This window comes from uncultured Abyssibacter sp. (assembly GCF_964000955.1).
Lineage (GTDB): Bacteria > Pseudomonadota > Gammaproteobacteria > Nevskiales > OUC007 > Abyssibacter.
This window is the reverse complement of sequence record NZ_CAXFCL010000210.1, coordinates 1-12,777: the sequence shown is the minus strand read 5'-3', so window position 1 is coordinate 12,777 and position 12,777 is coordinate 1. Positions and strand designations below refer to the sequence as shown.

12 protein-coding genes are annotated in these 12,777 nt (G+C 67.9%); 6 read left to right on the top strand and 6 right to left on the bottom strand.

Annotated elements, in window-relative coordinates:
• Window positions 1–601 (bottom strand): cellulase family glycosylhydrolase (locus ABNS06_RS10320; RefSeq protein ID WP_348674447.1); only part of this gene is annotated, 601 nt, incomplete at its 3' end.
• Window positions 602–723: 122 nt separating this feature from the next.
• Here ABNS06_RS10320 and ABNS06_RS10315 point away from each other — a divergent pair.
• Both ABNS06_RS10315 and ABNS06_RS10310 read left to right on the top strand, forming a co-directional pair.
• The gene (locus tag ABNS06_RS10315; RefSeq protein ID WP_348674445.1) at window positions 724–1,701 is read left to right on the top strand and encodes a hypothetical protein; all 978 of its coding nucleotides are present in this window, start codon (window positions 724–726) and stop codon (window positions 1,699–1,701) included.
• Window positions 1,701–2,108: a DUF1499 domain-containing protein gene (locus ABNS06_RS10310; RefSeq protein WP_348674444.1), complete on the top strand. Its 408-nt coding sequence runs from the start codon at window positions 1,701–1,703 to the stop codon at window positions 2,106–2,108. Before ABNS06_RS10315 ends, ABNS06_RS10310 begins: the two co-directional genes overlap by 1 nt.
• A 12-nt stretch (window positions 2,109–2,120) precedes the next feature.
• Here ABNS06_RS10310 and ABNS06_RS10305 read toward each other — a convergent pair whose 3' ends face one another.
• Together ABNS06_RS10305 and ABNS06_RS10300 are read right to left on the bottom strand one after the other, a co-directional pair.
• Window positions 2,121–3,428, bottom strand: coding sequence for a peptidoglycan-binding domain-containing protein (locus ABNS06_RS10305; RefSeq protein WP_348674442.1), 1,308 nt, complete (start codon window positions 3,426–3,428; stop codon window positions 2,121–2,123).
• Between the two features lie 76 nt (window positions 3,429–3,504).
• Complete coding sequence (locus tag ABNS06_RS10300; protein ID WP_348674441.1) at window positions 3,505–4,302, bottom strand: sulfite exporter TauE/SafE family protein; 798 nt, start codon at window positions 4,300–4,302, stop codon at window positions 3,505–3,507.
• 77 nt (window positions 4,303–4,379) lie between these two features.
• Between ABNS06_RS10300 and ABNS06_RS10295 the strand changes: the two genes are divergently transcribed.
• The 4 genes from ABNS06_RS10295 to ABNS06_RS10280 all read left to right on the top strand — a co-directional run bounded on the left by ABNS06_RS10295 (window position 4,380) and on the right by ABNS06_RS10280 (window position 9,077).
• On the top strand, window positions 4,380–6,350 hold the full coding sequence (locus ABNS06_RS10295) for a transglycosylase SLT domain-containing protein (protein WP_348674439.1): 1,971 nt from the start codon (window positions 4,380–4,382) through the stop codon (window positions 6,348–6,350).
• Window positions 6,347–7,576, top strand: coding sequence for a multifunctional CCA addition/repair protein (locus ABNS06_RS10290; RefSeq protein ID WP_348674437.1), 1,230 nt, complete (start codon window positions 6,347–6,349; stop codon window positions 7,574–7,576). The genes ABNS06_RS10295 and ABNS06_RS10290 overlap by 4 nt, the downstream gene beginning before the upstream one ends.
• Window positions 7,573–8,247 (top strand): hypothetical protein, encoded by a 675-nt coding sequence (locus ABNS06_RS10285; protein WP_348674436.1) that lies wholly within the window; start codon window positions 7,573–7,575, stop codon window positions 8,245–8,247. The genes ABNS06_RS10290 and ABNS06_RS10285 overlap by 4 nt, the downstream gene beginning before the upstream one ends.
• Before the next feature lie 83 nt (window positions 8,248–8,330).
• Window positions 8,331–9,077, top strand: coding sequence for an SDR family oxidoreductase (locus ABNS06_RS10280; RefSeq protein ID WP_348674434.1), 747 nt, complete (start codon window positions 8,331–8,333; stop codon window positions 9,075–9,077).
• 5 nt (window positions 9,078–9,082) lie between these two features.
• On the opposite strand, the gene ABNS06_RS10275 is transcribed toward ABNS06_RS10280, so the two are convergent.
• From ABNS06_RS10275 to ABNS06_RS10265, 3 genes are all read right to left on the bottom strand, one after another.
• A complete protein-coding gene (locus tag ABNS06_RS10275; protein ID WP_348674432.1) occupies window positions 9,083–10,849 on the bottom strand; it encodes a sulfatase in 1,767 nt (588 codons plus the stop codon).
• Window positions 10,850–10,933: 84 nt separating this feature from the next.
• Window positions 10,934–12,052 (bottom strand): acetate/propionate family kinase, encoded by a 1,119-nt coding sequence (locus ABNS06_RS10270; RefSeq protein WP_348674430.1) that lies wholly within the window; start codon window positions 12,050–12,052, stop codon window positions 10,934–10,936.
• Between the two features lie 4 nt (window positions 12,053–12,056).
• The coding region (locus ABNS06_RS10265; protein ID WP_348674429.1) for a bifunctional enoyl-CoA hydratase/phosphate acetyltransferase at window positions 12,057–12,777 on the bottom strand (721 nt) is incomplete at its 5' end.

The following is a 12,777-nucleotide window of genomic DNA, read 5'->3' as shown; positions in this document are numbered from 1 at the left end:
CGGCCCGTCGGATCGTCTCGACCAGTCCGCGCTGCATCCGTCCCCATGCCCAGGGGTTCTCGGTTTCGGGCTCGTTCAACACCTCCAGCGCAAGACCGGACGCGGGAAACTCCGACAGTGCGGCGGCAAGCTGCGCCCACTGTGACGCGAACGCCTCGACGGCGCCGCCGCTGGCGAACAACCGCTGCTTGGCCGCCGAGTCCATCTGCATGACCACGATCACCGCAAGACCGGCACCGACGGCGGCCTGAATATCACCACGCAGCGTTTTCACCGCGTCGGTACGCAACACCGTGGGTCGCTCGGTATCGAACACCCGGACGGGGTCCACCGGAATGCGGACATGACCGAATCCGCCGCGTCGCATGGCGGCGAAGTCCGACGGCCCCAGCGCGTAGAGCGATCGGATGACGGGGTTCGGCTCCGGGCCTGTCCACCAGTGGGACAGGTTCACGCCGCGTTTCAGGGCATTGACCAGTCTCGGATCGGGTGAGGTCGACGACCCGCCGGTGGAATCGCAGGCGGCGACGAGAACCATCGCGACCACCAGCCACCCGACCCGGGCAAGACGAACAATTCGGTTGAAACGGGCAAATGCCATCGACGGTCCAGAATCGGGAAGTGATTATTCTGCCGGCCCGGGAGGGCCTGGCGCCATTGTGCACAACATCGACGACAGCCGACTGATACACTGCCGGGCATTGCTGGAAGCGCTTGATATACATGAAACAAATCGTCTGGGCTCTTGGAGCGGCCGCGACCCTTGCGATGCCGGCGCATGCGGACTGGCGGTATTTGATCCTGAACGAACCGCTGGACCAGCGCGTGCAGGAGCGACGGGCCGAACCGGTGCAGCCACCCAGCAGCTTCGGCAACCGCGTGGACGGCGTGCTGGACATCGTCATGAACGGTTCGCTGCGTGGACAGGCGGAGGTGATCGTGACCGCCGACGGCAAGACACTGATCTCCGGAGATGGCGCGCGCCTCGCCGGCCTCGGCTTCGGGCCGGGTGACGAGGTTCCGCAGTCCGGCTACTTCTACCCGCTGAATGACCTGCGCCCCGCCGTCCAGGCCCGTGTCGACGGCAGCCAGCTGCTGATGCAGACCGGCGTGGACCCGGCGCTGCACCGCACGCCGGGCATCAGTCGTTCGGAAACACGCCCCGCCGTGGCGCCGATCACCGACATGACCCCGAGTTTCGAGACCCGCCCGCTGCAGACGGCGCCCGTACCCGCGCAGCGGCAGCCGACCCAGCTGGCCGGACCGGGCGCGACCATCGCGCGAACCACGCAACCGCAGCATGTGTTGCCGTGGCCGGACGCGCTGGACACCCCGCTGCCGGCGGCCGACGACACGACTCCGCGTCAGGAGGAAGTCATGATCGCTGTCGACGGCCAGCCGCGCGGCGTGGTGATCGCGCGTGTTGGCAGCGGCGGCCAGCCGCAGCTGGCGGTGGAGGACTTGCAGGCACTGCGCCTGCCCGTGCCGGCGAACTCGCTGGATCGCGGCTACGCCACCCCGGATGACCTGTCGCAGACCTACGCCGCGCAGTACGACCGCGCGGCCGCGGAACTGCGTCTCTCGACACGACAGCCCGATCGCTGGTACATCGTTGACGAGAGCGATGCCTCCAATGGCAACACCTGCCCCACGGGGCCCCGAACCCGTCCCGGCCCCAGAGCGAGACGCGGAGACTGCTGATGCCCCTGCTGAAGCTCGCCGGCCCTCGTCCGTCGAACCTCGGTGTCCACGATGGCCGTCTGGCCGAGTGCCCTCGCGCACCAAAATGCGTGTCCTCCCAGGCGACGACCCGACGCCATGCCATCGCCCCGTTGCCACTGCGCGGCACGGTGCAGGCAAGCATGCAGCGTCTGGTGGACCTGTTGCTGGAATGGCCGGAAGCCGAACTGATCACCGAGCAACCCGGTTATCTGCACGCCGAATTCACGACGGCGCTGCTGGGCTTCGTGGACGATGTGGAATTCCTGCCGACACCGGACGAGGGAGTGGTTCACGTCCGCTCCTGTTCCCGGCTTGGTTACTCGGACCTGGGCACGAATCGCTCGCGCATCGAGTCGATCCGCGATGCCTACCTCAATACCGACTGAGCCGGACGGGCATCAGCCCACACCCAGCGATCGCACCGTTTCCAGGTTGAGATAGCGATCCACCGGCAGGCCGTTGGCGCGCTGATAAGCGTTGACCGCTTCCATCGTGCGCCGGCCAATCACGCCGTCGACCGGCCCCGGTTCGAATCCGCGCGCCTTCAGCGCCTGCTGCAGGCGGCGAATCGTGTCGCGATTCATGTTCGTCTCGCACAGCACCGGACGCCATTCCAGCCGCGCGGCCTGCACCAGTTCCTCGGTCTCGACCGTGCCGTACTGCGGCGGCACGCTGACCCGCTGCGTCTGCGAAGGCTGCACCACACGCTGCACGGGTACGTTGCGCACCTCGGCCGGCACATGCACCCGCTGGACCTCGGCGGGCTTGACCATGACCCGTCGGGTCACGGTGCGATACTGCGCCGGCTCCTCGACCAGACACATGATCTCGCCGGTCGCGTGGTCGATCCGCTCAACGGGACCACGACCCGGCTTCCAGACCATGCGGGCCGGCCGCACCAGCACGCGCTCGGTCACGTCACGGAACTGCGCCGGAACGGAACGCATCTCCTCGTAGGCTTCGCGCACGACGACGGGCCTGGACTCGGTCACGACCTGCGCGGGCTGCGTCACCAGCTTTTCATAACCGGATGCGGTTTCCACCTGCCGGCGCACCGTCCGGTACTCGGCCGGCTTGCGCACCAGCGCGTAGCACTCGCCGGCGCGGGCGGCCGGCATTGGCGGAATCCCGGTCACCGAGTACCGATCCGCCTGATCGGCCGACGGCAGAATCGATGTCGCCGGTGCCGCATCGGCCATCTGCAACGGCTGGCGCACGATGTCCGAACGCCGATAGGCGACCGGCTGCGTGGTCTGGGTAGTCGTCGGCATGGTGGCGCGCGCCATCGACGCAGGTTGGCCAGCCAGATGCCGATCGAAGAAGGATTCCCGACGCGCCTCTCGCGCCCGGATCGCACTCTGCTCGGCCAGCCGCTGCGCGGTCAGCTGCTCCTGCTGACGGGCATAACTCTGCACCTCGAACGCCGGAGCATCCGTGACCACCTCATTGGGGAACGCACGGCGTTCGAGCGCCGTCAGGGGGTTGGCCGGCTGCCGCAGCGGGGGCGGCGGTACGCCGTTGGTGGCGCGCTGGCGATCTTCGTACTCACGGGCCGTCAGGTAGGTCGGGTAGCCCGGCTCCGCATCGCTCCATTCGCCGACATCGGTGCCCCAGGGGTCCGTGGTCTGACAGCCGGCGAGCATCGCCACGACCAGAACACCGGCAAGGCGCTTGGTCTCCCGTGTTGTCTTGCTTTGACGCCCCATCAACCGTTCTCCCTAGGGAATTGGTGACTATAGCGGGGTCGCGCCGAAGCGTCGATTGCGCGCCGCCCCGATCCGCTCAGGCGGACAGCGCCAGACGCAGCCCGATGATACAGAGCAGCACGCCGAAACCGCGCTTGAGTTGCCGGGCCGGCAGCCAGTGCGCCAGCCGGGCACCCAGCGGTGCCGCCAGCATGCTGGCGATCGTGATGCCGACCACCGCCGGCCACAGCACATAGCCGATGCTGTGCGGCATCCGGCCGGGCTCGTGCCAGCCCGTGAGCACGAAGCCGGTGACACCGGCCAGCGCGATCGGCAACCCGCAGGCCGCGGAGGTTCCCACCGCCCGCACCATCGGCACGCGGCAGGCCGACAGGAACGGCACGGTCAGCGAGCCACCACCAATGCCGATCAGGGCCGACAGGCCACCGATCGCGCCGCCGATCGCGGTCAGCGCCGGCGCACCGGGCAGCGCCAGGGCGCGCCCTTCCGTGCCACGCTGAAAAATCATTCGCAGGCCGATCAGCAGCGCCGCGACACCGAAGATGCGCTGCAACACCAGACCGTTGATCTGATCGGCCACGACGGCGCCAAGCAGTGACCCGACGAGCAGCCCCGGCGCCAGACGCCCGACCAGCGGCCAGTCCACGGAGCCATGGCGGTGATGGGCGCGAATCGACGACAGCGCGGTGAACACCACGCAGGCCAGCGAGGTGGCGATGGCCTGATGAACCATGGCGGGCGCATCGATGTTCTGCAACGCGAACACGGCGAGCAGACCGGGAACCAGCACGGCGCCACCGCCGATGCCCAGCAGCCCCGCCAGGACCCCTGCAACGCTACCCATGACCAGATAGATCAGTAGAATGCCTAGCAATGTTCACACTCGGTTAACTTGCCGAACACCCGACCGAAAGACACCGAACGACCCCGGGTTCCGGCAAGCGAAGGCTTATGGCAGCACCGTCGTCAAAACGGCATCTCGGGCGCTTCGGCTGGACGTGTCTGGCCGCCGCGACGAGCCTGTGCCTCACCTCATCGGCCTTTGCCGCCAGCGACGTCCTGCGCGGCGAGTTCGCCAAGGTACTCGAAGCGATCGAGAAGGGCGAACAGGAGCAGGTTCCCGACGAACTGGCGGCTTACCCGCTCTACCCCTATCTGGAATCCAAGCGCCTGCGCCGGCAGATCTGGAAGGCTCCCGGGGACGAGACCGATGTCGCCATCATCGACTGGCTGGACGACAACGCCGCCCTGCCCCTGGCCAAGGATTTTCGCGCGGACTGGCTGAACAGCCTGCCCAAGCGTGGCGAATGGGCGCGGCTGCACCAGTACTACGAGCCCACGTCCCGCGGCTCGCTGCAATGCCACTACGTCAACGCGCGGACACGCCTGGAACCCAAAGCCGACGTGCTGGCCGACGCCAAGGCCCAGTACCTGGTCGGCCAGAGCCAGCCCGACGCCTGCGACCCGGTCTTCGACTGGCTTGAGGAACAGGGCGAGCTCACCGACGGCCTGGTCCGTGAGCGGGCGAAGCTGGCGATGGAGGCCGGGCAACCCAATCTGGTCCGCTACCTGTTGCGCCAGCTGCCGGACGACGATTCGATCCAGGGCTACGCGCAGGCCTGGCTGACCATGCGCCAGGGTTCGGCCCGCTACATCGAATCGGTGGTGAAGTCCCGTGAGTTGCCCGAGGCATTCGAACCGATCGTCGAGGAGGCGTTCAAGCGCCTGTCCCGCTTCGATTCGGAACGCGCCTGGGAACTGCTGGTGCCGTTCACCGAGGTGTTTGGCGATCGCAAGACGCTACTGCTGCGCTCGCGCAGGGATGTGGCCGTGGGCCTGGCCTATGACCGTGACGCGCGCGCGATCCCGATGTTCCGCACGGTGCCGGGGTACATGCTCGGCCCGTCGGCGCGCGAGTGGCGGGTTCGCAGCGCCATGTACTTCCAGGACTGGGAGCAGGTCCGGACCTGGATCGGCGAGATGCCCGAGGAGCAGCGCGGCGAGGAAACCTGGCAGTACTGGCTGGCCCGCGCCGAAGTCGCCACGGGCCACCCCGCCGATGCCCGCAAGCGCTTCCGCGAGGTCGCCCAGGAGCGCAGCTACTACGGCTATCTGGCCGCCGATGAACTGAGCCTGCCCTACGCGATGAATCACGTGAGAGCGCCGGTGCGCGCCAACGTGCAGGACAACTTCCGGTCGCTGTCGGGAGCCGAACGGGCCCGCGAGTGGTACCTGATCGATCGTCCGCGGGAGGCGCGGGTCGAGTGGAAGGCGGTGACCGAGAATCTGGAAAAATCGGATCTGATGCAGGCGGCCCAGGTCGCCCAGTCCTGGGGCTGGTACGAGCAGGCGATCATCACCCTGGCGCAGTCGCAGTACTGGTCGGATCTCGACATCCGTTATCCGTTGCCGTGGAGCAACGAGGTCATCCCGCTGGCCAGCGAGTTCGGCATCACGCCGGAGGACATCTGGGCGATCACGCGATCGGAAAGCCTGTTCGCCCGCGACGCCCATTCCTATGCCGGCGCGCGGGGGCTGATGCAGTTGATGCCGGCCACCGCCCGCGAGGTCGCCCGGCGCGACTCGATCCGCTACGGCGGCGTCTCCGATCTCTACGATCCGACGACGAACCTGCGGCTGGGGTCCCGCTACCTGGCCGAGCTGCTGGAACGCTACGACGGCAGCCTGGCGCTGGCGGCCGCCGCCTACAACGCCGGGCCGCACCGCGTGGACCGCTGGAAACCCGCCTACCCCGTGGAGACCGCGATCTGGGCCGAGAACATTCCGTTCAACGCCACGCGCGGCTACGTGCAGAAGGTGCTGAAGCACGCCACCGGGTTCCACTGGCAACGGACCGGCCAGCCGATGCGGGTCAGCCAGAGGATGGGAGACATCCAGCCGGATATCGAGGTCGCCGAGTGAGTCAGACCTTCCTGGTCGGCGGCGCCGTCCGGGACAGCCTGCTCGACCGACCAGTGCATGAACGCGACTGGGTCGTCGTCGGCGGCACGCCCCAGGCCATGCTGGATGCCGGCTACCGACCGGTGGGCAAGGACTTTCCCGTATTCCTCCACCCCGACACCCAGGAGGAATATGCGCTGGCGCGCACCGAGCGCAAGTCCGGTCGTGGCTATCACGGCTTCGCGTTCCACGCCGCGCCGGATGTGACGCTCGAGGACGATCTGCTGCGTCGGGACTTCACCGTCAATGCCATCGCCCGGACCGATGATGGCGCGCTGGTGGACCCCTACGGCGGCGTCGATGACCTCGACGCGCGCCTGCTGCGACACGTATCGCCGGCCTTCGTCGAAGACCCGCTGCGCGTGTTGCGCGCCGCCCGCTTCATGGCGGAGCTGGCGCCCTGGGACTTTCGCGTCGCCGACGAGACGCTGGACGTCATGCGCGCGATCACCGCGAGCGGCGAGCTGGAAACCCTGGCCGCCGAACGTCTCTGGCGGGAGACCCGGCGCGGCCTGATGTCACCGGCGCCGCAGCGCTATTTCGAAACCCTGCGCGACTGCGGCGCACTGGCCGTGCTGTTCCCGGAAATCGACGCACTGTTCGGGGTGCCGCAACCACCCAAGCATCACCCGGAAGTCGATTGCGGCGTGCACCTGATGATGGTGCTGGCGCAGTCGGCACGCCTGGAGCATGAACTGGAGGTCCGTTTCGCCGCCTTGTGCCACGACCTCGGCAAGGGCATCACGCCGGCGCACGTGCTGCCGAGTCACCGCGGCCACGAAGCCGCCGGCGTCCCGCTGGTCGAACAGCTTTGCGGGCGCCTCAAGGTTCCGAACAGCTGCCGTGATCTGGCGGTGGTCGTCACCCGCGAGCATCTGCACGCCCACCGGGCACTCGAGCTGCGACCGGACACCGTGCAACGCCTGTTCTCCCGGATGGACGCCTACCGTCGGCCCGAGCGCGTCCGCCAGTTCGTTCAGGCCTGCGAGGCGGACTCACGCGGCCGCACCGGGTTCGAGGATCGCGACTATCCGCAGGCCGACTACCTGATCAGGCTGCACGAGGCCGCGCTGGCGGTGGATACCCGCTCCATCGCGGAGGCCGGCTTCAGCGGCCCCGCGTTCGGCAAGGAATTGGCGCGCCGCCGCGGCGAGGCCATCGCCGCGGCCAAGGCGGCCAGCGCGTGAAGCAGATCAATCTGGCGGGGGATCTCCGAAAGGCCAGGACACGCACCCGGACGCGTCCGGACGACGGCAGGACCTGGTCCTGGATCGGCCGCGCGCTGTTCGAAGCCGCGCTGATCGTGTTCGCCGTGGTGCTCGGTTTCATGGTGACGGCCTGGCGGGAGGATGCCGACGCCGTCGCCCGCGGCGAGGCGGCCCTGGAACGCATCACCGCGGAGCTGCGCGGCAATCGCGAAACCGTCGCCGGCATTCTTCCCTACCATCAGAAGGTCGCCGACGCGCTGGCCCGGTTGCGCAAGACGCCGCCAGACACCCCGCTGTTCTCGACCCTGTTCGGCGCCGACCTGCCCACGCCGGGCGTCGCCCCGCACGGCGTGGGCGATCTTTATCTTCATGACGAGGCCTGGACCACGGCGCTGTCCCGCGACGCGCTCGCCCGTGTCGACTTCGAACTGGTGCAGGCCATCGCCCTGGTATACGGCGGCGCGGAATTTGGCGTGGCGGCCAGCTGGCGCACCATCCTCGAGCAGATCGGCGAGCGCGAGGCCTTCGCGCCGGACCACGATGGCGTGGCGCTGACACGCATGTCCTACACCTACCAGGAACTCGTCGCGCAGGAGCGGTTCCTGATCCGGCGCTACGACGAGGTGCTCGCGAAACTCGACGAGCGATAGTCATTCAACATCGCCGCGTGTGTTCATTCCCGCCCCGGGTCGGGCACACTCGAAACGGTCTCAAAACCCACGGACGACTCACGATGCGCAAGACGATCCTGATCACCGGCGCCAGCACCGGGCTCGGTGCCGGCATGGCACGCCTGTTCGCCGCCCAGGGCTCGGACCTGGCCCTGTGCGCCCGCCGTCTGCCGGAACTGGAATCGCTGAAGGCGGAGATCACTGCCGCCCATCCGCAGGTGCGCGTGGAGGTCCGCACGCTGGATGTCTGCGACTACGACGCCGTGTTCTCCGTGTTTCGCGCCTTCCAGGCTGACTTCGGCCGCCTCGACCGCATCATCGTCAACGCCGGCATCGGCCTGGGCGCCGAGATCGGCAGAGGACGCTTCGACGTGAACCGGCGCACGGCCGAGACGAACTTCGTCGCGGCGCTGGCGCAATGCGAGGCAGCGATGGAAATCTTCCGGGAGCAGGACGACGGCCATCTGGTGATGATGTCCTCGGTCAGCGCCACCCGGGGCTTCAAGGGCCCGGCCGCGATCTACGCCGCCACCAAGGCCGGCGTGGCCGTGCTCGCCGAAGGCATCCGCATGGACACGCTGGACACGCCGATCCGGGTCTCGACCATCCTGCCGGGCTACATCCTGACCGCGATCAACGCGGACCTGAAGAACGCACCGTTCCGTGTCGATCTGGACACCGGCTGCCGCGCCCTGGTCAAGACGATCAACCGCGAGCCGCACACCGCGTACGTCCCCACATGGCCCTGGACCGTGCTCAGCTGGGTGCTGCGCCGGCTGCCGGTCCGCCTGGCCGCGAAGATGTCCTGACCCGGCTAGCGGTTCTCGGCCTCCACGCAGGCCTCCGCGTCACAGGTCTTGAGCTGGTCCAGTGCGGATCTGAATGATTCGATCCGCTTCGCGACCGCCTTCGGTGGCTCCTCGTCGGCCAGCAGGTTTTGCCGCTGCCACGGGTCGTCGGTCAGGTCGTAGAACTCCTCGAAGTCAGTCTCCCACCCCTCGGGCTCGACGTTGCGCAGGTTCGAGTACCACTGCACGTACAACGCGTTCTCACCGGTCTCCGGATCGATGCGGCGGACCGCCTTGTACGCGGGATAGGCCATGTTGCGCAGAGCACCGAGCTCAAACCCGGCCCCCTTCTCCAGCAGCGCGACGACGGCGTCGGTCAGCTTGCCGAACCACTCCTTCTCGCGCGCCAGCTCCAGCACGGTCAGTTCGATGAAATGCTCCACCATGACCTGGCGGCGCCACGCCGGGGACTCGCCCTCCAGCCAGGGTTTCAGGCTGCGACCGTCCCAGCGATCCTTTTCGCGCTGAGGGCTGGCCCCGCCGTAGTCGGCCAGTGTGGGCGCCAGATCGTTGTTGAGCGCGATGGCCGGAACGCTTGGCGCCTCGGCCCCGCCGGGCGGGCGGACAACCAGCGGCACGCGAATGGATTCCTCGTAGGGCAGCAGCTTGGAATCCAGTCGGTGCTCCCCGTGGAAGTAGCCGTTATCGGATGTGAACACCACCAGCGTGCTGTCCCAGCGCCCCTGCGCCTTGAGCCTGTCCACGATCGCGCCGATCGCGTCGTCCACCGCGATCATGGAGGCCATGCGACTCTGGTGCTGGCGCTCCAGCGCCCGGAAATCGCCGCCTTCCTGCGTCAGTTGCTCCACGCGTTCGCGAATCGTGTCGGGCTTGCCGGTGTCGATCTCGTTGAAGGATGGCCGCTCGCGAAGAAATGCCAGTGAATCCGGCAGCTCGCGTTCGCAAAGCCCGCTGTCGGCGTCGGACTCGGTCCTGGCATCCTTGCCCAGCAGCGGCCGGATCAGGCATTCGTGCCGGGGCGCGGGGCGGATCCATTCCCGAAACGTCGCGCGAAAGCCGAGTGCCTCGGAGTCCCTGAAGCTGCGGGTTTCCACATGCGGCGCCACCGGCTTGAACGCCAGGTAGAACGGCTTGCCGGGCTCGGCGACATCGTCGAGAAAGCTCAGCGCCTGATCGCGCAGGGCATCGGTCTGATAGGGGCCGTCCTCACCGCTGTGGTCGATGATTCGCGTCTCGCCGTCGACCGTCACGTTCTGCTTCCAGCGGTAGACGTCGTAGGTATACGGGTCCAGCAGGCCGTACCAGGCATCGTAGCCGGGAGGCACGTGATCCGACCGGTTGAACATGCCGTATCCGTTGAGGTACTTGCCGATGTGCGCAGTGGTGTAGCCCGCCTCGTGCAGCAGCACCGGCAACGCGTGGGGCTCCCGGTTGTCCCCGCCGTAGTACCAGTACGCGACGCCCTTGCTCACGCCCAGAATGCCGTGGTTGTTGGCGTACTGACCGGTCAGGTAGGTGGCCCGAGACGGGCAGCAGACGGCGTCCGAGACAAAGCTGTTGGTGAACACCACGCCGTCATCCACCAGGTGCGTGCGGATGTTCGGCAGCCAGCCATCCTCCAGCATCAGATCGAACATCGGCTGGTCCAAGTCATCGACCTCCACCACCAGCAGATTGGGGCGAGACTCGGCCGCCGCCGGCTCCGGCGGCTTGGTCGCGGAGTCGCAGGCCGTCAGCAGCAGCGCTGCGCAGAGGACATTCCTGATGCTCATCGTGTGGCTCTCCATCACTGTTCCCGTCCCCGCAACGCAGCAGTGATGCGAATATCGGGCCGATCTTGAGACGGACTGCCGGACTCAGGTCAGGAGGTCGCCGTAGCGATCGACAATCTCCAGCGCCATGCCGCGTTCCTCGTTCGCCGCGATCACGTGATGCTCGAACGGCGGCAGAAAGGCCAGATGGTCGAGAATCTCGGCCCGGACGCTGGCGGCGTTCTCACCGATGCCGCCGGTGAAGATCAGCCCATCCATACCGCCGATCGAAACGGCCATGTAGCCGATGTGCTGGGCGGTGCGCAGCGCGAAGTAGCGCAGCGCGAACGCGGCATCCGGCGCGTTGCTGTCGAACAGCGTCTTCACGTCGTTGCTGATGCCGGACAGGCCCTTGAGGCCGGAACGGTTGTAGAGCAGGTCCTCGACGGCGTCGAGCGAGTAGCCGAGCTCGCGTTGCATGTAGAGCACCGCACCGGGATCGATCGCGCCGCTGCGCGTACCCATCGGCAGCCCGTCCAGGGCCGTCATGCCCATCGTCGTGTCGATGCTGCGCCCGCCCCGCATCGCGCACAGGCTGGCACCGTTGCCCAGATGGGCCGCCACGACCCGTCCCTCGGCCAGATGCGGGAAGTCGTCACGCAGGCGGCGGGCGATCCAGGCGTAGGACAGGCCGTGAAAGCCGTAACGCACCACGCCGCGCTCGCGCACGTCGGCCGGCAGGGCGTAGAGGTGATGAAGCGGGTCGTGACGGGCGTGAAAGGCGGTGTCGAAGCAACCGTACTGCGGCATATCCGGGTGCCGCTCTCCCAGGATGTCGACGGCCGCCAGGTTGTGCGCCTGGTGCAGCGGCGCCAGCGACGCCAGCCCGCGCAACTCGTCCATCACCGCTGCATCCAGTCTGACGGGATCGGCATGACGCTCGCCCCCATGCACGATCCGGTGGATCGCGGCGGACATGGCGGCGACCGTGAAACCCTCCGCCTCCAGCCAGGCGAGCACCGCGTCCACCGCCCCGGCGTGGTCCGCATCCGCCGCCAGCGGCACCGGCGCGGCATCCCCACCCGCCGTTGCCGCGGAGAAGACGGCATGACCACCGATGTCCATGATCTTGCCGCCGGCGAGCAATGGCAGCTCCGCCGCCAGGCCGAACAGCCGGAATTTCACGCTGGAGGACCCGGTGTTGAGCGTCAGCAGCGTTCGCATGGCGCTACTTGATGCGGCCATCGCGCCGCGCAGCGGCCAGCGCCATCGCCACACCGCAGGACAGCAACCGCGTGCGCAGCGAATCCGCGCGGCTGGTCAGGATGATCGGCACGCGCGCGCCAAGCACGATGCCGGCGGCGTCGGCATCGCCGAAGAAGATGAGCTGCTTGGCCAGCGCGTTGCCGGCCTCGATGTTCGGGACGACCAGGATGTCGGCATCGCCGGCCACGTCGGAGACGATGTGCTTGTCGCGCACGGCCTCGGCGTTGATCGCGTTGTCGAAGGCCAGCGGACCGTCCAGCTCGCCGCCGACGATCTGGCCGCGATCGGCCATCTTGCAAAGCGCCGCCGCGTCGACGGTCGATGGCATGCGCTCGGTCACGGTCTCCACGGCCGACAGCAGCGCCACCTTGGGCTTGCGCTCCGCGTCCGGGAACAGCACCTGCCACAGCTCGATGGCGTTCTGGCAGATGTCCGCCTTCTCGGCCAGATCGGGGGTGATGTTGATCGCCGCGTCCGTGATCATCAGCGGCTTGTGATAGGTCGGCACATTGATCAGGTAGACGTGCGAGATGCGCCGCTCGGTACGCAGCCCCGCCGCCTTGGGCACGACCGCCGCGAGCAGTTCGTCGGTGTGCAGCGCGCCCTTCATCAGCGCCTGTACCTCGCCGCAGGCCGCCAGCTCGGCCGCGCGCGCCGCGGCCGCATGGCTGTGCTCCGCATCG